Source organism: Streptomyces sp. NPDC002671 (assembly GCF_053592475.1).
Genome location: NZ_JBSFVU010000006.1, coordinates 101,470 through 121,220, shown reverse-complemented (window position 1 = coordinate 121,220; position 19,751 = coordinate 101,470). Strand labels below are relative to the sequence as shown.

Genomic DNA, 19,751 nt, shown 5'->3' with positions numbered 1-19,751 from the left:
TCACCGGGCCACGCTCAGCGACAGCGCGAACCTGCCCTCCGCGTCGGTCCACCAATGGGTCAGCTCAAGCCCGGCCTCGGCAAGTTCGGCAGTCGCGCTTTCCTTGCGGAACTTCGCCGACACCTCGGTGCGCATCTCCTCGCCCGCCGCGAAGTGCACGGCGAGGTCCAGCGCGGGCACCTTCACGGCCTGCGCGGTGCGCGAGCGCAGCCGCATCTCGACCCACTCCTGCTCCGGGTCCCACAACGCCACGTGGTCGAAGGCGTCGGGGTCGAAGTCGGCGCCCAGTTCGCGGTTGACGACGGCCAGCACGTTCTTGTTGAACGCGGCCGTCACCCCGGCCGCGTCGTCGTACGCCCGGACCAGGACGCGCTCGTCCTTGACCAGGTCCGTGCCGAGCAGCAGCCCGTCGCCCGGGGCGAGCAGCTTCCGTACGGAGGCCAGGAACTCGGCCCGCTCGGCGGGCAGCAGGTTGCCGATCGTGCCGCCGAGGAAGGCCACCAGGCGCGGCCCGGGCGTCTCGGGCAGCGCCAGGGGCGCGGTGAAGTCGGCGATCAGCGCGTGCACGTCCAGGCCCGGCCGCTCCGCGATGAGTGCCCGCCCGGCCTGGGTGAGCGCGCTCTCGCTGACGTCGACCGGGACGTACGCGGCAAGCCGGGGCAGCGCGTCGATCAGATAGCGGGTCTTCTCCGAGGAGCCTGAGCCCAGTTCGACCAGGGTGCGGGCGCCGCTCGCGGCGGCGATCTCCCCGGACCGGGTGGCCAGGATCTCCCGCTCGGCGCGCGTGGGGTAGTACTCGGGCAGCTCAGTGATCTGCTCGAACAGCTCGCTGCCGCGCGCGTCGTAGAACCACTTGGGCGGCAGCCACTTCGGGCGGACGGTGAGGCCGTGCCGGACGTCGGCGCGCAGCGCGGCGTCGGTCGCGTCCTCGGGCAGGGTGCGGGTGACTCGCAGGGGACTCACGTACAGGGCTCCTTCGGGGATACGGACGCCGGGTCCTCCAGCGGCGTGAGCAGCACGCCGGCGCGACTCGCGGTGAGCACGGTGCGGTCGGGGACCTCCTGCCAGAGCGGGTCGTCGTCGTACGGCTCCGAGGCGACGACCGTGCAGCGGCCCGGTTCCGTGCGGTGCCAGAGGCTGTCGCCCCAGGCGGTGGCGGCGATCGTCTCGCCGTCGGTGAGCAGGAGGTTCAGGCGCGAGGCGGGCGCCGCCTCGGCCAGCTGCTGAACCGCTTCGCCGAGGGCGTGGGCGGGCTCGTCGCCCAGGCGCAGCCGGTGCAGCACCAGCGCCCAGACGAACGCCGAGTCGGTACGCGCCTCCAGCGACAGCAGGTCGACCGGGGGCAGCGCGGACACCAGGGGCGCCGCCGACTGCGGCCAGCCCGCGATCGAGCCGTTGTGGCTGAACAGCCACCGCCCGTCCGCGAACGGTGCCGCCGCGGCCTCGCCGTCCGCGCCCGCCACGGTCGCGTCGCGTACGGCGGCGAGCACGGCACCGGAGCGCACCACGCGCGCCAGGTCGGCGAAGGACAGGTCGGCCCAGATCGGCCCCGACCGGCGGTAGCGGGCCGGCACCGGATCGCCGGGGGCGTACCAACCGACCCCGAAACCATCGGCGTTCACGGTCCCGTACCGCTGTCGGCGCGGCGCCCACGACTGGCGGTACAGGCCGTGCGGGGGATCCACCAGGAGCCCGCCGAGCGGCTCCTCCGGTCCCAGATAGGCGAGATGACGGCACATCAGGCACTCTCCGAGCGGGCGGTGCGGAACCCGGAGAAGATCTGCCGCCGGATCGGGTAGTCCCAGTTGCGGAACGTGCCCCGGCAGGCCACCGGGTCCACGGCGAACGAACCGCCGCGCAGCACCTTGTACTCGGGGCCGAAGAACACCTCCGAGTACTCCTTGTACGGGTACGCCGTGAAGCCCGGGTACGGCAGGAAGTCGCTCGCCGTCCACTCCCACACGTCGCCGATCAACTGCCGTACACCGAGCGGGGATTCACCGGCCGGATAGCTGCCGGTCGGGGCGGGCCGCAGATGCCGCTGGCCGAGGTTGGCGTGTTCCGGCGCCGGGTCGGCGTCGCCCCACGGGTAGCGCCGGGAGCGGCCGGTGGCCGGGTCGTGGCGGGCGGCCTTCTCCCACTCCGTCTCGGTGGGCAGCCGGCGCCCGGCCCAGCGGGCGTACGCGTCGGCCTCATACCAGCACACGTGCAGCACCGGCTCGTCGGGCGGGACCACCTCCGTGACCCCGAAGTGCCGGCGCAGCCACTGGCCGCCGTCCCGGCGCCAGAACAGCGGTGCCGTGATCGCGTGCCGCCGGATGTGCGCCCAGCCCTCCGGCGTCCACCAGCGCTCGGTGTCGTACCCGCCGTCCTCGATGAACGCCTGGTACGACGCGTTCGTCACCGGTGTCGTGTCGATCCAGAACGGCGCCACCTCCCGCTGGTGCGCGGGGCGTTCGTTGTCCAGTGCCCACGGCTCGGTGGAGGTGCCCATGGTGAACGGCCCGCCGGGGACCAGGACTTCGGCCGGGCCCCGGAACGGGGGAGCGGGCTGCGGGTCGGGCGCGGTCAGGGCCTGGGGGCCCTTGCGGAGCTGATGGGTGATCAGCATGGTCTCGTCGTGCTGCTGTTCGTGCTGCGCGATCATCCCGAAGGCGAAACCGGCCGCGGTGAGCCGGGTGCCGTGGAAGTCCGCGCCCTCCAGCAGGTCCAGGGCCCGGCCGCGCACCTCGGCCGCGTAGCGGCGGGCCTCTTCGGGCGGCAGCAGCGGCAGCGTGGGGCGCTCGGAACGCGGGTGCTCGAAGGCGTCGTACAGGCTGTCGATCTCCGGGCGCATCGCCTCCCGGCCGCCGACCGCCCGCAGCAGCCACAGCTCCTCCTGGTTGCCGATGTGCGCGAGGTCCCACACCAGCGGGGACATCAACGGCGAGTGCTGTGCGGTGAGTTCGGGCCCCTCGACACAGCTGGTGAGCAGGGTGGTGCGGGCGCGGGCGGTGGTGAGCGAGTCGAGCGCGCGCTTCCGGAGGGCCTCGACGTCGGTGTCGAGGCCGGCTGCGACATCGGTCTCGATACCGTGTTCGGGGGCGGTCATGTGCGGATGTCCTTCCCATGGGCGGTGCCGGTACCGCTCACTTGGTCCAGCAGGTCGTCGGCAGGGCAGCGGGCCCGGACGACATAGCGGTCGAGGAACGCCGCGACGGCGTCCGTGACTTCGGGCGTGGCGCCGATCCGGGGCAGGGCCTCCAGGGCGGCCGAGAAACAGGCGACGGCGGCCTCGTGCAGTTCCCGGTCGGCGAGGCCGTGTCGGGCCGCTTCGGTCCACAGGGGATTGTGCGGCGCGGGGCGGCCGAGGGTTCGCTCGGCCAGCGGCTTCACCGTCCGGTACGCCGTCTCGGCGGCCTCCGGGTCGTCGAACAGTGCCGCCGTCACCGCGAGCGGCACGATCCAGCCGTCGTCGCCGGGCTGCGCGTCGATCATGCGAAGTTCCAGGTGACCGCGCGGTCTGACCGGCGGGAACAGCGTCGTGAGGTGGTAGTCGAGGTCCTCCCGCGCCGGCGGGCGGGGCGCCCCGGACCGGGTCCAGTCACGGAAGGTGAGGCCCTCGGGCACGTCCCAGGGGCCGCCGTCGCGCCGTACGCACATCACCGGGGCGTCCAGCGCGTGCCGGGCCCAGGCGGACCGGGGCTCGCCGTCCAGCGGGGGCGCGCCCGCCCGGCCGGGGCCGATCTCCGTCCACCACAGCTGCCGGCTGGACAGCCAGCCTGTGGGCCGCCCTCCGGCCAGCGGGGAGTTGGCGAACGCGGCCACCAGCACCGGGCCGAGCTGGTGCGCGAGCCACCAGCGCCGTACGTGCCCGAGCGGGCCGGGCTCCTCGTGGCCGGCGTCCACGCAGACCTGGACGGAGGCCGAGCTGCACATCATGCGGCGGCCGGCCGCGCCGGTGCGGTCGAGGCAGGTCTCCAGGGCGTCGTAGCGCGGTGCGCGCAGGAACCGGCGGGGCTCGTGCCAGGGGTCGTTGCCGAAGCCGACGAGACCGAGCTCGTCCTTCGCGAGGACCGCGCGGACGGCGTCCAGGTCGGCGGAGACGGTACCGATGCACTCCATCAGGGAGGCGGCGGGCGGCGAGCTCAGCTCCAGCTGACCGCCGGGTTCGACGGTGAGCGCCGACCTCAGGGGCACGGTACGCAGCGTGGCGTAGGCCGCTTCGAGTCGTTCGGGTGTCACGGGGAGCCGCGGTCGCCGCGGCTCATGAACGAGCCATTCCACTTCGACCCCGAGGAACCGGGGTGGTCCGGTCTTGAAGCAGATGCCCTTGACCAGGGCCTCCACCTCGGCCTCCGTGACGGCGGTGCGGTGCCCCGTACAGTCGCCGCCTTTGCTCGTTGAGCCTGATGAATCAGACATGTAGGGATCCTCCTGAGATTCCACCATGCCATCGGCCCGGTTCCGGATGAGCCGGGCAAACACTCGTCCCACCCAAGACCCTCGCGCCGTTTCGCACAAGAGTGCCCCTCGGGACGTCCGGAGTCGGTCATCTCCGTTTCCTTGTGCGTTCCGGGACTGTTCCGCGGTGTTCAGGAGTCCGGGAAACTCCGTTGCACCGTCTGTCCAGCATCACCCACGATGCGTACATGAGCACGGCGGAGGAAGCCGCACGGGCCGCGCTCGTGGCGCCCACGGGGGTGGTGCCATGAGCGCGCGCCTGTGCGGTTTCCGCTGCTCAGAGAGGGGATACGACGGTCTCGGCGCGCCTCAGGTCCAGCCGTAGCGCTCGTGCAGCCGCTGCCGGACGAGGTTGAACCGCATGCGGTCCAGCGCGCACGCCTCCCGTCGCATGCCCTCCTCGTGCAGCCGCAGGACGCGGTCCACGTCCACCCAGGAGTCCCGGCCCGTCCGGTCCCAGGGCCCGCTGCCGATCGCCACCCAGTCGCGATCGCGATCGTGTTGCTTGCTGGAAAGCTGCACCGCGAGGAAGGTGCCCGCCGCCTCCCGGGCGACGACCAGCACCGGGCGGTCCTTGCCCCGGCCGTCGTTCTCCTCGAACGGCACCCAGGTCCAGACGATCTCCCCGGGATCGGGGTCGCCGTCATGGGCGGGGGAGTACTCGGTGCGCACCCGGCCGACCTCGTGCGGATCGGCCTCGGTGGTGGCGTGGGGGCCGTGGCGGCCGGGGACGTTCTCATCGGTAGACGTAGTCACGGGGGGCACCCTAGTGGCCCGCACGAGGGGGACAACGGGCGCCCGGCGTACGGCCGGGGGCCCGGTGACGGGCCCCGGCCGCGGGGAGGGCATCGGCAGGTGAGTCCTCCTGCTCCGCCTAATTCCCCTGCTGGTCCTCCTGTTCCACCGGCACCTTCTGCGGCGGCGGGGTCGCCGCCCCGTTGATCGAGGGTGAAGTGCCGTTCTGCGCCTGGCCGTTCTGGTTCATCGAGGACAGCAGCTGGCGGGCCAGGCCGAGGCCGGTGCCGCCCATGGTGAGCGCCTTCGCGAACAGCTCCGCCATGCCGTCGGCGCCGTTGAGCAGCACCATGTTGTCCACGTTGCCGAACGCGGACGCGCCCGCCTGGACGATCTCCGGCCACTTCTCCGCGAGTTGCTGGGCGACGACCGCCTCCTGGTTCTCGGCGAGCGCGGCGGCACGGGCCTTGATGGCCTCCGCCTCCGCCAGACCCTGCGCCTTGGTCGCCTCGGCCTCCGCCAGCCCCCTCGCCTGCGCGGCGGCGGCCTCGGCCTCACCGGTCGCCCGGGTCGCCGCGGCGGTCGCCGCACCCCGGGTCTTGGTCGCCTCGGCCTCGGCGCCCGCGGCCGTCTTGACCCGGGTCGCCTCGGCCACCGCGGCCAGCTCCGTCTCCTTCGCCTTGGCCTGCGCCGCCGAGATCCGCGCGTCGCGCTCGGCCTCGGCCAGCGTGCGCTTCTCGTACGCCTTGGCGTCCGCCGGCTTGCGGACGTCCGCCTGGAGCTGCTGCTCGCGCCGGTGCGCCTCCAGCTCCGCGACCCGCGTCTCCTGGACGACGACCTCCTGCCGGGCGGCTGCGTCGGCGAGCGGACCGGCCTGCTGGGCCTTCGCCGCCGCCTTGTCCCGCTCGGCCTGGTAGCCGGCCTGCAGGATCTCGCTGTCCCGGGTCGCTTCCGACATCCGGGCCGCCGCCTGCTGTTCCGCCTCGGTGGCGAGCCGGTTCGCCTCCGCCTGCGCGATGCGCGCGTCCCGCTGGACGGCCGCAGCGTGCGGCATCGCCAGGTTCTGGATGTACCCGGTCGGGTCCTCGATCTCGTGGATCTGCAGCGAGTCGACGATCAGGCCGAGCTTCTCCATCTCCGTACCGCAGGCCGCCCGGGTCTGGCCCGTCAGCTTCTCCCGGTCGCGGATCATGTCCTCGACCGTCAACCCGCCCACGATGGACCGGAGATGACCGGCGAAGACGTTGTGCACCCGCTCCGACATCAGCCGCTGCTGGTCCAGGAAACGGCGGGCGGCGTTGGCGATCGACACGAAGTCGTCGCCGACCTTGAAGATGACCACGCCCCGCACCTTCAGCGGAATGCCCTGGTGCGTCACGCAGTCCACGTGCAGTTCGGTCTCGTTCAGGTCCAGGGAGAGCCGGCGCACCGCCTGCACACCGGGCAGCACCAGCGTGCCGCGCCCGGTGACGATGCGGAAGCCCATGCCCTCCTCCAGGCCCTCGGTGCGGTGGTTGGACCCGGAGATGATGAGCGCCTCGTTCGGCTCGGCGACCCGCCACATCAACTTGAACAGACCGATCACTACGAGGACGGCAACGACGACCGCCCCCGCTACGACGCCGACAACCATCGGCATACGCCCCCTTTGCATGGTGCCCGTTCGGCACCGAACGAAGGGAGTGTGCGCCTGTGCAAGCCCCGGGTGAAGACGCTGACGAATCCTTGTTGCAATCTTGATGCGCGTGGTCTCACCTGCGACGGAGCTTGCTCAACTGTCACAGCGGACGTGCTCAGTTGTCGTACGCCGCCGTCACATACACCGTTCTCGGCGGCAGGTAGTCCACCACCATCACCACCGTGCCCGGTGCCAACCGGCCCGTGCCGTCGGCCGGGTAGGCGAGGAAGTGCTCCGCGCCCCCGCGCACGCGGACGATCACCTCGCCGACGAGCCCGGGTCCGACCGTTCCGGTCACCCGTCCCATGAGCCCGACCATCGACGCATCGTCCATCGTCACAGGGTAGGGCCTGCGCGGTGGTGAGAACCCCTCACGCGGCTGCGGACGCGGTAGCCGTTCCGCCCGGCCGCTGCGGCCACCGCTCGAACCAGCGCAGCCGGTCCTCCAGCTGCGCGGCGACCGAGACCAGCACCGGCTCGCTGCCGGCCGGGCCGAGCAACTGCGCGCCCACCGGCAGCCCCGGACCGGCGAACCCGGCGGGCACGTTCACACCCGGCCACCCCAGCACGTTCCACGGCCAGGCATACGGACACGCGGCGATGATCGCACGGTCCGTGGCCAGCCCGCCGAGCCGGTGCAGGGCGCCGATCGCGGGCGGGGGAGTGGCCGTGGTCGGGGCGAGGACGACGTCGTACGACCGGAAGAACGCGCCGATCCGCCGCTGCAGGACCGCCTCCGCGCGCCGGGCCGCCCGGAGCGGGGCCCCGCCCAGCAGCCGGCCCAGCCGGGCGGCGGACCGGGTGCGCGGGTCGAGCAGCGCCGGGTCGGGTACCTCCCGGACATAGTCCGCGATGCCGGCGGTGGCGCGCGGCAGGAAGGCCAGCCCGATCTGGCCGTAGGGCGGGTCGGCCTCCTCCACCGTGTGCCCCAACGCGGCCAGCTCCTCGGCGAGTTGGCAAACCCCGTCGCGTACCTCCGGGTGCAGCCGGGCGGGCAGGGCGGTGAACGGCGGCTTCAGCGACAGCGCGATGCGCAGCCGGCCGGGGTCGCGGCCGACCCAGTCCGACACCGTGAGCGCCGGGGGCTGGTGCGGGTCCCGGGGGTGGTTGCCGCTCGCCGCGTCCAGCAGCATGGCCGCGTCGGCGACCGTACGGGCCAGCGTGCCGTTGACGGTGATGCCGTGGAAGGCCTCGCCGCGCGGCCAGGTGGAGATGCGCCCGCGCTGCGGCTTGATGCCGATCAGGTGGGTCCAGGCGGCCGGGATCCGCACCGACCCGGCACCGTCCGAGCCGAGCGCGGCCGGGACCAGACCGGCGGCCACGGCGGCGGCCGACCCGCCCGAGGAACCGCCCGGGGTGTGGCCGGTGTGCCACGGGTTGCGGGTCTCCCCGAACGCCGGGCCCTCGGTGAACGGCCACTGCCCCAGCTCGCAGGCGTTCGTCTTGCCGACGATCACCGCCCCGGCCGCGCGCAGCCGCCGTACCGCCTCCGCGTCCTCGGCGGCGGGCGGGAAGTCGCCCCGGCAGCCGAACGCGGTCGGCTCGCCCGCCACGTCCATGTCGTCCTTGACCGCCATCGGCACCCCGAGCAGCGGGCGACGCGCACCGGCCGCCAACTCCCGGTCGGCGGCGTCCGCTTCGGCAAGCGCCGCCTGGGCGCGGACGACGCGGAAGGCATTCAGGGTCGGCCGGCCGGCCTCGATCCTGGCCAGCGCCTGCTCCACCAGCGCACGGGAGGTCACCTCACCTGCGGCCAGCGCACGGACGGACTCCGCGAGGCCTGCGGAACGGTCGGGCGTCATGATGGGGCACCTCCGGGGCTCGGGGCACGATGACTACTGAACGGTAACGTCAGATGGGGTGCCGCCGTAAAGCTTTCGCACAGGTTGGTTGGGCCGCCTGGAGGCATGTGGCTGGTGAGCCCACGGATCACTACGGACGATGGTGCCCGGATCTCGACGCTGCGTCAGGAGGTGATCAGTGTGGCGTCAGGAGGTGATCAAGTGAAGCGTCTCCCCGGGCCCAGCTCCGGTTCTCACCCACTGGGGCGACGGTGCCTGATGAAGACCAAACAGTCACGGGCGGAAATGGCAGGGGTCCTGCTGGCCCTGCTCCTGACGGCATTGCTGGTGGGCTGGTGGGGCTTCGAGGACTTCAGTGAGGCCTTGACCTTCACGGGTCGCGTCACCGGTGCCGCCCTCATCGTGGTGATGCTCATCATGTGTGCGGGCGCTGTCATGGTCGTGGACCACTGGGTCCTGGGGACGATTTCTTACTCCGGATTTTACGCTCTGATCAGTACCGGCGTGGCGTTCTTGGTGAACGCCACGCTCCTGCTTCAGGTATTCCTGGACGGCGAGCGCATCGTCTATCCGGTGCTGTTGGTCTTGCTCACGGTGGGTTCGGCATGGGCTGCCCTCATGGTGTGGCGGACATCGGGCGAGATTCCCGCTCCGAAGCGGGTGGCCGCGGCACTGATCGTCTCCACGGTTATCGCCATCGCAAATTTCAGCTACCAGAACCTCTATCAGCCGTTCCACCGCAGTACCCAACCCCTTGTGAGTTTGACTGTGGGGAAGCCTGTGTTCAGCAAGGGCCGCAAAGCATTCGCCGTGCCGGTCGACATCAGGATTGTGAACCACGGTGATGTGGGTTTCTACGTGCTGGGCACCGAGTTCCATGCCATGGGAGAGCGGGTGCCGCTGAGCGGGCGGGACCGGCTCCGTGAGAAGTGGCGTCTTGATGCCGAGAATTGGCACAGGTACCCGGAGAAACACCCCCTCTCCCGCAGGGAGGCCTACCAGCCCGGTGAGCTGGTGGCGGCGCAGCCATGGATCCCTGTCGGACACTGGATCGAGGCAAGCGACGAGTTCGTAAGTCGGACGGTTGTTCAGCTTCCCATTGGCACGCCGTACGACCACCTGGCGTTCTACGCCACCGCGAGCCTCGCGCGCAAAGACCGGCTCGGTATGGCACATTTCGGCTCGGATGAGTACTCCTGGCGCGGTGTCCCGCTGCCCCAGTGGATGAAGAACGGTCAGGAGGACTACGACACCATTGTCTACAGTGCCCCGGTGCAAGAAAACAACGCGATCGACAAACATACGAGGAAGCCGCGGCACATCACTGTCTACTGGCGCTTTGGCGCGCATGGTGTGGATGTGGCGGAGTCCATCACGCGAAAAGGTGAGAAAGATCGCGAACTTTCCGAACCGAAGTACCGTGAGATGCGGAGCCGGTACGGTCTCGTCGACGTTCTGGCGGGCCCGATCGAACTGACGCTGTGGGACATCAAGAGCGGGCGCTGACCAGCCCCTCCAGCCACATCACCAGGGCCAGAGAGCTGTTCATGCGGTCCCAGGAGTACGAGTCCCCCATACCGAGCCGAGCCTCCCTCACTGCCCGGCACAGCGTCTCGATGTCGAACATCTCCTCGACCAGTGGATGCCTGGAGGAGCGGCACAGGTCGATGAGTTCGTCTCCGTGGGTGTGTAGGCCACGGGCGTACAGCTGGTCGAAGGGGACCTTGACCGTTCTGCCGCGGATCCGGGACGGGAGCAGATCCGCCATGGCCTCGCGCAGAACCGCCTTCGGACGGCCAGGACTGAACGTGGCTTCGGCGGGGAGGCGGCGCATCGTGGCGATGACCTCCGGGTCGAGGAAGGGGTGCGAGAGGAAGAATCCGTCCTGCCGTGCGCGGTGCCAGGACAGCAGATCCGGAGCGGCGAGGTAGTTGGCCGCGTCGTAGAGCGACTGTTCCGGCGCACGCCCGAAGATGAAGCGGCTCTCCGCGATGCTGGCCTCACGGTAGCCGTGCGCACGCGCGAACCCGGAACGCAGCCAGCGAGGACGGCCGAACGGGCCGAGGCCGCCGAGCACCGTTCCCCGGCGAGCGAGCGCGGTGATCCGTTCGGCCGTCAGCGGGAGAGTCGGCCGCATGACGTAGGCGTGGACGGTGTCCCGCAAGCCCCGCTCGGTGCCTTCGGCCCAGGCGCGTGCCTGATTCGTCACCTGCCGGAACCGTCCCGTGCGGGCCAGCCGGTGCAGGTGAAACGGGTTGGCGTCCGCAATCGGATCGGCCCCGCAACCGGTCATTAGGGTGTCACAGCCGAGTTCCGCCGCAGCGGCATGAAGCCTGCTCCAGAACGGGGCGCGGAAGGCGTGCGCATGTGGTTCGTCCGCGTCTCCCGCGTGGTGCCAGAAGTCGTCGAAGTCGGCCACGTCGTCGGCATCGACGATCAACGGGCGGGCTGCGGGTGCGTGGCGGCGGATCGCCTCCATCGCCTCGCCGAGGTACGGCCGCTCCCCGGCCAGCTCTCCGCCGGCGAAGCGCCCGGCGAGCAGGACGAGGTCCCCAGGGCGGCCGTCTTCCGTGGCCAGCAGCCGTGCTGCGAGCAACGCAACACTGGTGGAGTCGACACCGCCGGAAACGTGGCATGCCGTCAACGTTCCCATGCGGCGCCCGACGGCGTTCTCCAGCGCGAGGCGCAGGTCCTTCGCCGGTCCGCCGGGGCAGGCTTCGTCCGTCGTCGGCGGCAACGGACGGCCGGCTCGGGAGACGCGTCGCGACACCCGGCCCCGCATCTGCCCGGTGACGAAAAGCTCCACCACCTCGCCGCCGAGGATCCGGTGCACCCCGACGAACGGGGTGGGCTCCGAGTGCGGTTGCGCCATGTTCCCGGTCAAGTACCGGCAGAAGTAGCGACGTTCCAGCTCTGCGCCCAGGCCGAGGCGGCGTGCTGAGGTACTCACTGCGCTCACCCGGCCACCGGACTCCCTGAAGAACAGCGGGATGCGCGCATGCTCGTCCCGTATCAGCAGGATGCGGTCGCGGCACACCAGGACAGCCGCATAGTCGCCGGTCGGCAGACGCGGTGGGGCTCCGGGTCCGACGAAGGCGTCGAGGAGGCGGTGCGCGCCCGCCACACGGTCACGGACCGAACCGACCCAGCCGACGACCGCCGCGGTGCCGGCCGGGGAGGAGACCGTCGTCACGAGTCCCCGGCTCGCCATGTCCTCGGCCGTCCGGAGTTCCGGTGCACCCCCGGGCCACTCCAGGCGGACCGCTTCCACGTCACCGCCCTCCGCGGTCGATGGAGAGCACCGGTGAGAACGCATGCCCTCGCGGCTCGGCGTCAGGAATGGTCAGCCCCGCCGCGGACGTCCAGGCGTGCAGGGCGAACGGCTGCTCGCGCACGCCGACGTGCAGCGCGGCCTGCAGGCCGCACCGCCGGAGCAGAACGAAGGCCGTCACGGCCTCGGCCTTGCAGTCGTCGTTGACGAACCAGCTGTTGCGGCCGTGCGATTGCACTGCCCGTTTCAGCCGTGCGACCTCCTCGGCGTCCGGGGGGTCCGCACGGACGTAGTCCGGGGCCGCCAGGGAGAGGAGCCGTAGGGCGCGCCCGAATCCCAAGGTCCGGATCAGCAGGCGCACTCCGCGCAGCCAGAGCCCGACCTCGGCGTCCGCATACTCCTTGCGGCGGGGCGTCGCGCACCCGGCACGGATGAGAGCGGTGATGAGTTCGGCGCGTTCCTCGGCGCTTGCGTCGGCGAACTTCTGGAGGTCTGCCGTCGGCATGCCCAGAAACCGGGTCCGCCTCCAGTCCGCGATCAGAGCTCCGCCGGACATCCCGATGACACGGCAATGCGGTGACAGGATCCGCTTCAGGGCCGTCAGGGCCTCGGTGTCCTTTGCCACCGCGCATCCTCCAAGGTTGGCCTGCCGCAGGGACTCCGGGGCAGGTCCCGTACCGCCTGTGGACGGTGTCAGTACTGGTAACCGTGACCGTCGTACATGCCGCCGCTGAAGCCTCGGATCAGACGGCCGTTGCCGAGCAGGACAAGCCCCCGCGGCATCCGGCGCCGCAGTAGTCGGAGAAACATCGCCTACCTCCAGGATCAGGCAGAGGCGGTCAAATCAAGGCTACTCTGCCCCGAATACCCTGCAACCGGACGTCAGGCGCGGGTCCGTGTCGACTAGAGTGCCGCCGACGCGCGGCCCCGGGTGGGGTCAGGCGCCGGCCGTACGGGTGCGATGGCCCGCTTCGGGACCACCGGCGAAGCCGGGGCAGCCGAACGGATCCGGCAGGCAACCCGCGCCCGGCCGGACCCCTCCTACCTGTCGAGTGAACCCCACCGGGACACGCGCAGCCCTCCGTGCCGTGCCCCTGCCCGCCACACGCGCCGACAGGAGCCCTCGTTTGGACCGCACCGAGCCCGAGCCGTCCGCCGGGCTGTCCCGCCGCAGGTTCATGGTGTACTCGGTGGCCGCGACCACGCTGACGGTCGCCGCACCGCTCGCCTGCGCCTCCGCACCCGCCGAGGCCGCCGACGGCGCCGAACAGGCCCGCACGGACGCCGGTGTCCTGGCCACCGGCACCGACGAGGAGATGCTCGTCCTGGAGGTCACGACGGACAACCATGTCGTCGTCCGGCTGCCGCGAGCCGAGGTCGGCCAGGGCATCACCACCGCCGTCGCCATGATGATCGCCGAGGAGCTGGACGCCCGCCTCGCCGACGTCCGTATCCCGCTCGCCGACGCCCGAAGAAAGGGCAACCAGTACACCGGCGGGTCGAGTTCGGTGAGTTCGCTCTACGGTCCGGCCCGGCAGCTCGCCGCCACCGCACGGGCGAAGCTCGTCACCGCCGCCGCCCGGCGCTGGCACGTGTCCCCGCGGCTGCTGCGCACGCACGACACCATGGTCGTCGCCCCGGACGGGCGGACGGCCACCTTCGGCTCGCTGACCGAGAGCGCGGCCCGCATCAGCAACCCGGCCGTGCCGAGCCGCCCCAAGCCGGCGTCCCGGCACCGGGTGATCGGGCGGCCGGCGACCCGGATCGACGCCCGGGACATCGTCACCGGGAAGGCCGAGTACGCCGGTGACCTGGCGGTGGCCGGGGCGAAGCCCACGGTGGTGGCCCGGCCGCCGACCCTCCACGGCAAGCTCGTCGCGATGGACGACACCGCCGCCCGCGCCCTGCCCGGCGTCCACGCGGTGGTCCGGCTGCCCGGCGGGGTCGCCGTGGTCGCCGACACCTTCCACCACGCCTTCCGAGCCCGCGACGCGCTGCGCCTCACCTGGGCGCCGGGCCCCCTTGCCACCCTGTCCGACGCGCAGATCGACGCCCGCCTGAAGGCCGCCGTACCCCGGCTGGGCACCCCGCCGCGCGGATCCACCTCCGTCGAGGCCGAGTTCGCGTTCGCCTTCGTCAGCCACGCCCCGATGGAGGTGCTGACCGCGGTGGCCGACGTGCGCGCCGACCGGGCCGAGCTGTGGTTCTCCTCGCAGACCCCCATGGACGCGCGGGACACCGTCGCCGAGACGGTCGGGCTGCCCGCGTCCGCCGTCCGGGTCCATGTCGTGCGCGGCGGTGGCTCGTTCGGCCGACGGCTGGACTTCGACGCGGCGATCGAGGCGGCCCTGGCCTCCAAGGCGGCCCGCCGCCCGGTGAAACTGATGTGGAGCCGCTCCGACGACATCCGCCACGGCCGGATGCGCCCCGCGAGCCGGCACCGGATCCGCGCGAGTGTGGCCGGAGGCCGGGTGGTGGCCTTCGAGCACGCGACGGCGTCGGTCGGGGAGGCGCACGACGGCAGGTCCACCCGGGCCGGCACCCCGCTGCCCAGCGGCTCCGGCCTCTACAACTTCGGCCGGGAGTCCGGTGATTGGGGCGGCATCGAACTCGCGATTCCGCTCGGTGCCTGGCGTTCGGTGGACTCCGGGACCTCGCGGACCGCCGAGGAGATCGTCGTCGACGAGATCGCCCGCCGCCTCGGCAAGGACCCCGTGGCCTTCCGCCGCGAGACCCTGCGCGGCAAGCGGGTGAGGGCGGTCCTGGACAAGGCCGCGAGCGCCGGCGTCTGGGGCCGCACGCTGCCCCCGGGAAGCGCCCAGGGTGTCGCCGTGCACGAGGAGTACGGCTCCTGCGTGGCCTGCCTGGCCGAGATCGACGCGAGCGACCCGAAGAACCCCCGCGTGACGAGGGTGGTGATGGCGGCCGACGTCGGCATCGCCGTCAACCCGCGCGGTCTGGAAGCCCAGTTGATGGGCGCGGCCGTCGACGGCATCTCGACGGTCCTGCAGGCCGGCCTGCACATCGACCGGGGCGCCGTCCGCGAGGGCAGTTTCGCCGACTTCCGCTACGCCCGCCAACGGCACGCGCCCCTCGCCTTCGAGGCCCACATCCTCCCCTCCACCCGTGAACCGGGCGGCGCGGGCGAACTCGGCGTCCCCGCCGCGTCCGGCGCCGTGGCCAACGCCTACGCCCGCGCGACGGGCAAGGTGCCCCACCACTTTCCGCTGACCTTCTGATTCTGCCAATGCCGCCGGTCCTTCCGGCCGACCACCCCGAAGGCACCCATGCGCTCGTACTCCTTCACCCTCAACGGCGAAACGGTGACCGTCGAGGCCCCCGCCGACATGCCCCTCCTGTGGGTCCTGCGTGATCTGCTCGGTGTCACCGGCCCCAAGTACGGCTGCGGGGTGGGGGTTTGCCGGGCCTGCACCAGCCACCTCGACGGCGCCGAGATCCAGCCCTGTGTCGTCCCCGTCGCCGACTGCGCGGGCCGCACCGTCACCACGATCGAGGGCCTGGCCGACGGCTGCACCCTCCACCCCGTCCAACAGGCCTGGCTGGACTGCGACGTGGCCCAGTGCGGGTTCTGCCAGCCCGGCCAGATCATGGCGACGGCGGCCCTGCTGAAACGCAATCCGCACCCGACGGACGCCGACATCGACGCCATCCAGAACGTCTGCCGCTGCGGCACCTACTCCCGTATCCGCGAGGCGATCAAGAAGGCCTCGCAGAGCGCAAGCTGACGCGCAGGGCTCCGCCGGTCCACCTCGCGGCCCCCGACGATTTGTGCCGCGGCCCGTGTCGGTCCTGCCGCGGCTGGTGTCGGTTTGGCGTTGAGCGCGCTCGAAGATCTAGCGTCGGTCGGGTCGGTGACTGGAGCGGTGCGGGCGGACGGAGACGGCCATGCGCGTGGGCGTGCACATCAACCGGTTCGATCACCCCGGCGGCGGCCCCGCGCTGGGGGCCGAACTCGCCGCCGCGGGTGCCGCGGCCGAGGCGGCCGGGGTGAGCTGGCTGTCGGTGATGGACCACTACTTCCAGATGGAGTTCAACGGCGGCGCCGAGGACCCCATGCTGGAGGCCTACACGACGCTCGGCTATCTCGCCGGCAAGACCTCCACGGTCCAGCTCGGCGCCCTGGTCACGGGGGTGACGTACCGTCACCCGGGGCTGCTCGCCAAGGTCGTCACCACGCTCGACGTACTGTCCGGCGGCAGGGCCGCGCTGGGCATCGGGGCCGCCTGGTACGAACGGGAGCATCACGGTCTGGGCGTGCCCTACCCGCCGCTCGCGGAGCGCTTCGAGCGGCTGGAGGAGGCCGTGCGGATCTGCCTGCGGATGTGGGACCCGGCCGACAACGGCCCTTTCGAGGGCCGGTACCACCGGCTCGCCGAGACGCTGTGCGTGCCCGCGCCGCTGAGCTCTCCGCATCCCGAGATCATCATCGGCGGCGGGGGCGAGCGGAAGACGCTGCGGCTGGTCGCACAGTACGCCGACGCCTGCAACCTCATCCCCGCCTCGCCCGAGGAGCTGCGGCACAAGCTGGCCGTGCTGCGCGGCCACTGCGAGGCCGTGGGCCGCGACTACGACTCCATCCGCAAGACCATGGCGTACGTCGGCGACCCCGCGACGACCGGCGACCTCGACGCCTTCCTGCGTGACATCGACGGCTACACCGGGCTCGGGATCGACACCGTGATCCTCGCCCCGCGGCTCGGCGAGACCTCGGGATGGATGGAGCGGTTCGCGGCCCCGGCGGTGGAGCGGCTGGCCGGGCTCGACTGAGCGGCACGGCAACGCGTGAGGGCCGGAACCGATGCGGCTCCGGCCCTCATGGGGCACCGGTCAGGGTGCCTGCGGGGTGCGTTCGGCTCAGGCGGCCTTGTGCTCGGTCACGACGACGTGCAGACGCTCCATGACCTCGGTGAGCTGGGCGGAGACCTCGGCGTCGTCGATCGGGTGGGTCTCGGCGAAGCGGGTCACGGAACCGGGGATGGACAGCTTGATGTCCTCGACCGGCTTGCCGCCGGCGATGCCCACGGCCTTGCGGGCCTCGTCCTGCGCCCACACGCCGCCGTACTGGCCGAAGGCGGTGCCGATCACGACGACAGGCTTGCCGCCGAAGGCGCCGGCACCGTACGGGCGGGACAGCCAGTCGATGGCGTTCTTCTGGACGGCCGGGATGGTGCCGTTGTTCTCCGGGGTGAAGAACAGGAAGCCGTCGGCGGCCTGAGCGGCCTCGCGCAGCTTCTGCGCGGCGGCCGGGACACGGCCCTCGACGTCGATGTCCTCGTTGTAGAAGGGGATGTCGGCCAGGCCCTCGAAGAGCACGAGCTCGGCGCCCTCCGGAGCCAGCTTGACGGCCGCCTCGGCGAGCTGACGGTTGTGCGAGCCGGCGCGGAGGCTGCCGATGAGACCGAGGATGCGAACAGACATGGGAACTCCAAAGGGCTGATACATCGCTTAGCACGAACCGGACCGAGGTCCGGTTAGTTTGTAGCACTTGAACCGGACCGCGGTCCAGTTCTTTCCGTGATGCTTTACGCTGGCGTCATGTCCAGCTCCCTGCCCCCCATCCCGTCCTCCCAGGAGCCCCCGGACGCGCAGCAACTGCTCGCCATCGGCACCGCCGCGGACGAGCCGTGCCTGCGCGCGGACGCAGCCCGCAACCGCGCCCGGCTGCTGGAGGCAGCTGCCCGGCTGATCGCGGAGCATGGGGTGGACGGGGTCACGATGGAGGCGGTGGCCGCCGCCGCCCAGGTCGGCAAGGGAACCGTCTTCCGCCGCTTCGGCGACCGTACCGGGCTGCTCACGGCTCTGCTCGACCATTCGGCACACACGCTCCAGGCCGACTTCCTCGCCGGGCCGCCGCCCCTGGGCCCCGGGGCGCCGCCCCTGGAGCGGCTGCGCGCCTTCGGCGTGGCGGTGCTCTACCGGTCCGCCGAACAGCTCGACCTGCAGCTGGCCGCCCAGCCGCAGCCGACCCGCCGGCTCGTGCACCCCACGGTCCAGGCGCTGCACACGCACGTCTTGATGCTGCTGCGGCAGATCCTGCCGGGCGCCGACTGCGAAATCCTCGCCCAGACCCTGCTGGCCTATCTCGACCCCGCCCTGATCCACCATCTGACCAGGCAACGCGGGATGCCCATGGAGCGGCTTGAGGCCGGCTGGATCGACCTGGTCGCCCGAGTGACGTGCACGCAGCGGCCCTGCTGAGGCGCGCACTTCGGCCATGGGCGGGGGTGCGTTCCGGTCATGGGCGTGGGACACGCTTTGGTTGAGGCCGGAACGACGTTCCCCCGCCCGCTTCCGGCTTCCGCCCCTCTGCAACACTGCGGTCTGTCATGGTGCAGATACCGAACACGCCCACGAGCGCGGACGTGGCCCGCCTGGCCGGGGTCTCGCGCGCGACCGTCTCCTACGTCCTCAACAACACGACCGCCGTTCGGATCAGTGAACCGACCCGCCGCCGCGTCCACGAGGCCGCGCGGGAGCTGGGGTACGTGCCGCATGCGGGCGCGCGCAGCCTGCGCGCCGGACACAGCCGGATGGTCCTGATGCCCGCGCCGACCTTCCCGGTCGGCCCCCTCTACAACCGGTTCCTCAGCGAACTCCAGTCGGCCCTCGGCCGGCTCGACTACACGGTCGTGCAGTACGGCACCGTCGGCCTGCAAGGTGACGAAGCAGCCCGCGCCTGGGCCGAGCTGCGGCCGGTCGCGGTACTCGTACCGGGCGCCGAACTCGGGCCGCGGGGCGTGGCGGTGCTCAAACGGGCCGGTGCGCGGGCCGTGGTCACCCTCGGCCCCGAGCGCGTCGAGGGCGCGCACGCCCTGCTCATGGACCACGACCTCGTCGGCCACTGCGCCGGCGTTCACCTGTATGCCCGCGGCCGGCGCCGTATCGGCGTCGTGGTGCCCGAGGAGCCCGGCCTGGAGGCCTTCTCGGCGCCCCGGCTCAAGGGGGTACGCGACGCCGTGCACGGCACCGACGCGACCGTGACCGCGCTGCCGCTCGCCTATACGGAGCGGGCAGCCGCCGAACTCGCCGCACGCTGGCTCGAGTCGGGGCTGGACGCGGTGTTCGCCTACAACGACGAGTACGCGATGCTGCTCATGCGCGCCCTCCAGGACGAAGGGGTGCGCATCCCCGCCGACGTGGCCGTGATCGGCGCCGACGACCTCATGCTCGGACGGCTGCTGCGGCCCCGGCTGAGCACGGTCCACCTCGAACTGCCCTCGGGGCGCGAACTCGCCGAACTGGTGGACCGGGCCGTGCGCCACCCGGGCGGCGAGCCGGAGGTGCGCACGGTGCTGGGGGCGTCGGTGGTGCAGCGCGCATCCAGCTGACCCCGCCGTGCCCCCGACTCCGTGCCCCCGACGCCGAGAGCGTCCCTACTCGGCCTGCTGGGCGGCGATGCTCTTGCGCACCTCGTCCATGTCCAGCTTCCGGGCCTGCCCGATGACATCCGTCAGGGCGGCCTCCGGCAGCGCGCCCGGCTGGGCGAACACGGCGACCTGGTCCCGGACGATCATCAGGGTCGGGATCGACTGGATGCCGAAGGCCGCGGCCAGCTCCGGCTGCGCCTCCGTGTCCACCTTGCCGAAGACCAGGTCCGGGTTGGCCTCGGCGGCCTTCTCGTACACCGGGGCGAACTGACGGCAGGGTCCGCACCAGGCGGCCCAGAAGTCGATGAGAACGAACCCGTTCTCGGTGACCGTCCGGTCGAAGTTCTCCTTGGTCAGCTCCACGGTGCTGCTCATGGCGTAATCCCTCATTCCTGGTCTGCGGGCGAAGCCGTCGGATCAACACGGCCACCCGG

18 protein-coding genes are annotated in these 19,751 nt (G+C 71.8%); 6 read left to right on the top strand and 12 right to left on the bottom strand.

Annotated elements, in window-relative coordinates; translation table 11 throughout:
• The 8 genes from egtD to ACWD35_RS11265 form a co-directional block, all read right to left on the bottom strand.
• Positions 1-963, bottom strand: a complete 963-nt coding sequence (egtD, locus tag ACWD35_RS11300; protein WP_451350929.1) for an L-histidine N(alpha)-methyltransferase — start codon at positions 961-963, stop codon at positions 1-3.
• Complete coding sequence (egtC, locus tag ACWD35_RS11295) at positions 960-1,739, bottom strand: ergothioneine biosynthesis protein EgtC (RefSeq protein ID WP_451350928.1); 780 nt, start codon at positions 1,737-1,739, stop codon at positions 960-962. The genes egtD and egtC overlap by 4 nt, the downstream gene beginning before the upstream one ends.
• On the bottom strand, positions 1,739-3,091 hold the full coding sequence (egtB, locus tag ACWD35_RS11290; RefSeq protein ID WP_451350927.1) for an ergothioneine biosynthesis protein EgtB: 1,353 nt from the start codon (positions 3,089-3,091) through the stop codon (positions 1,739-1,741). The genes egtC and egtB overlap by 1 nt, the downstream gene beginning before the upstream one ends.
• Positions 3,088-4,404 carry an ergothioneine biosynthesis glutamate--cysteine ligase EgtA gene (egtA, locus tag ACWD35_RS11285; RefSeq protein WP_451350926.1) on the bottom strand — a complete coding sequence of 439 codons (1,317 nt, stop codon included), beginning with the start codon at positions 4,402-4,404 and terminating at the stop codon, positions 3,088-3,090. The genes egtB and egtA overlap by 4 nt, the downstream gene beginning before the upstream one ends.
• Before the next feature lie 348 nt (positions 4,405-4,752).
• Positions 4,753-5,199: a type II toxin-antitoxin system PemK/MazF family toxin gene (locus ACWD35_RS11280; RefSeq protein ID WP_451350925.1), complete on the bottom strand. Its 447-nt coding sequence runs from the start codon at positions 5,197-5,199 to the stop codon at positions 4,753-4,755.
• A gap of 118 nt (positions 5,200-5,317) precedes the next feature.
• Positions 5,318-6,817, bottom strand: a complete 1,500-nt coding sequence (locus ACWD35_RS11275; protein ID WP_451350924.1) for an SPFH domain-containing protein — start codon at positions 6,815-6,817, stop codon at positions 5,318-5,320.
• A gap of 154 nt (positions 6,818-6,971) precedes the next feature.
• Positions 6,972-7,190, bottom strand: a complete 219-nt coding sequence (locus ACWD35_RS11270) for a hypothetical protein (protein ID WP_451350923.1) — start codon at positions 7,188-7,190, stop codon at positions 6,972-6,974.
• 37 nt (positions 7,191-7,227) lie between these two features.
• Positions 7,228-8,658 (bottom strand): amidase, encoded by a 1,431-nt coding sequence (locus ACWD35_RS11265; protein WP_451350922.1) that lies wholly within the window; start codon positions 8,656-8,658, stop codon positions 7,228-7,230.
• A gap of 258 nt (positions 8,659-8,916) precedes the next feature.
• On the opposite strand from ACWD35_RS11265, the gene ACWD35_RS11260 reads away from it, so the two are divergent.
• Positions 8,917-10,164, top strand: coding sequence for a hypothetical protein (locus ACWD35_RS11260; protein ID WP_451350921.1), 1,248 nt, complete (start codon positions 8,917-8,919; stop codon positions 10,162-10,164).
• Here the strand turns inward: ACWD35_RS11260 and ACWD35_RS11255 are convergent.
• Together ACWD35_RS11255 and ACWD35_RS11250 are read right to left on the bottom strand one after the other, a co-directional pair.
• The gene (locus tag ACWD35_RS11255; RefSeq protein ID WP_451350920.1) at positions 10,148-11,929 is read right to left on the bottom strand and encodes an asparagine synthase-related protein; all 1,782 of its coding nucleotides are present in this window, start codon (positions 11,927-11,929) and stop codon (positions 10,148-10,150) included. The genes ACWD35_RS11260 and ACWD35_RS11255 overlap by 17 nt on opposite strands.
• 1 nt (position 11,930) lies before the next feature.
• The gene (locus ACWD35_RS11250) at positions 11,931-12,554 is read right to left on the bottom strand and encodes a lasso peptide biosynthesis B2 protein (protein WP_451350919.1); all 624 of its coding nucleotides are present in this window, start codon (positions 12,552-12,554) and stop codon (positions 11,931-11,933) included.
• A gap of 553 nt (positions 12,555-13,107) precedes the next feature.
• On the opposite strand from ACWD35_RS11250, the gene ACWD35_RS11245 reads away from it, so the two are divergent.
• The 3 genes from ACWD35_RS11245 (at position 13,108) to ACWD35_RS11235 (ending at position 16,717) form a co-directional block, all read left to right on the top strand.
• A complete protein-coding gene (locus ACWD35_RS11245) occupies positions 13,108-15,168 on the top strand; it encodes a molybdopterin cofactor-binding domain-containing protein (protein WP_451351097.1) in 2,061 nt (686 codons plus the stop codon).
• Positions 15,169-15,216: 48 nt separating this feature from the next.
• Complete coding sequence (locus ACWD35_RS11240) at positions 15,217-15,675, top strand: (2Fe-2S)-binding protein (RefSeq protein ID WP_451350918.1); 459 nt, start codon at positions 15,217-15,219, stop codon at positions 15,673-15,675.
• Positions 15,676-15,835: 160 nt separating this feature from the next.
• Positions 15,836-16,717, top strand: a complete 882-nt coding sequence (locus tag ACWD35_RS11235) for an LLM class F420-dependent oxidoreductase (RefSeq protein WP_451350917.1) — start codon at positions 15,836-15,838, stop codon at positions 16,715-16,717.
• Between the two features lie 87 nt (positions 16,718-16,804).
• Here the strand turns inward: ACWD35_RS11235 and ACWD35_RS11230 are convergent, their stop codons facing one another.
• Entirely contained in the window at positions 16,805-17,368 is a 564-nt protein-coding gene (locus ACWD35_RS11230; RefSeq protein WP_451350916.1) for an NADPH-dependent FMN reductase, read from the bottom strand.
• Between the two features lie 99 nt (positions 17,369-17,467).
• On the opposite strand from ACWD35_RS11230, the gene ACWD35_RS11225 reads away from it, so the two are divergent.
• Together ACWD35_RS11225 and ACWD35_RS11220 are read left to right on the top strand one after the other, a co-directional pair.
• Complete coding sequence (locus ACWD35_RS11225; protein WP_451351096.1) at positions 17,468-18,148, top strand: TetR/AcrR family transcriptional regulator; 681 nt, start codon at positions 17,468-17,470, stop codon at positions 18,146-18,148.
• A 128-nt stretch (positions 18,149-18,276) separates the two neighbouring features.
• On the top strand, positions 18,277-19,278 hold the full coding sequence (locus tag ACWD35_RS11220; RefSeq protein WP_451350915.1) for a LacI family DNA-binding transcriptional regulator: 1,002 nt from the start codon (positions 18,277-18,279) through the stop codon (positions 19,276-19,278).
• A 45-nt stretch (positions 19,279-19,323) separates the two neighbouring features.
• Here ACWD35_RS11220 and trxA read toward each other — a convergent pair whose 3' ends face one another.
• Positions 19,324-19,692: a thioredoxin gene (gene trxA, locus ACWD35_RS11215; RefSeq protein WP_451350914.1), complete on the bottom strand. Its 369-nt coding sequence runs from the start codon at positions 19,690-19,692 to the stop codon at positions 19,324-19,326.
• Between the last annotated feature and the right edge of the window lie 59 nt (positions 19,693-19,751).

Excerpts from the sequence above, each read along its gene's own strand:
- ACWD35_RS11260 (WP_451350921.1), top strand. The coding sequence starts at position 8,917 with ATGAAGACCAAACAGTCACGGGCGGAAATGGCAGGGGTCCTGCTGGCC.
- ACWD35_RS11225 (WP_451351096.1), top strand. The coding sequence starts at position 17,468 with ATGCTTTACGCTGGCGTCATGTCCAGCTCCCTGCCCCCCATCCCGTCC.
- egtA (WP_451350926.1), bottom strand. The coding sequence starts at position 4,404 with ATGTCTGATTCATCAGGCTCAACGAGCAAAGGCGGCGACTGTACGGGG.
- ACWD35_RS11235 (WP_451350917.1), top strand. The coding sequence starts at position 15,836 with ATGCGCGTGGGCGTGCACATCAACCGGTTCGATCACCCCGGCGGCGGC.
- ACWD35_RS11245 (WP_451351097.1), top strand. The coding sequence starts at position 13,108 with ATGGTGTACTCGGTGGCCGCGACCACGCTGACGGTCGCCGCACCGCTC.
- ACWD35_RS11230 (WP_451350916.1), bottom strand. The coding sequence starts at position 17,368 with ATGTCTGTTCGCATCCTCGGTCTCATCGGCAGCCTCCGCGCCGGCTCG.
- egtB (WP_451350927.1), bottom strand. The coding sequence starts at position 3,091 with ATGACCGCCCCCGAACACGGTATCGAGACCGATGTCGCAGCCGGCCTC.
- ACWD35_RS11270 (WP_451350923.1), bottom strand. The coding sequence starts at position 7,190 with ATGGACGATGCGTCGATGGTCGGGCTCATGGGACGGGTGACCGGAACG.
- trxA (WP_451350914.1), bottom strand. The coding sequence starts at position 19,692 with ATGAGCAGCACCGTGGAGCTGACCAAGGAGAACTTCGACCGGACGGTC.
- ACWD35_RS11220 (WP_451350915.1), top strand. The coding sequence starts at position 18,277 with ATGGTGCAGATACCGAACACGCCCACGAGCGCGGACGTGGCCCGCCTG.
- ACWD35_RS11265 (WP_451350922.1), bottom strand. The coding sequence starts at position 8,658 with ATGACGCCCGACCGTTCCGCAGGCCTCGCGGAGTCCGTCCGTGCGCTG.
- ACWD35_RS11240 (WP_451350918.1), top strand. The coding sequence starts at position 15,217 with ATGCGCTCGTACTCCTTCACCCTCAACGGCGAAACGGTGACCGTCGAG.
- egtC (WP_451350928.1), bottom strand. The coding sequence starts at position 1,739 with ATGTGCCGTCATCTCGCCTATCTGGGACCGGAGGAGCCGCTCGGCGGG.
- ACWD35_RS11275 (WP_451350924.1), bottom strand. The coding sequence starts at position 6,817 with ATGCCGATGGTTGTCGGCGTCGTAGCGGGGGCGGTCGTCGTTGCCGTC.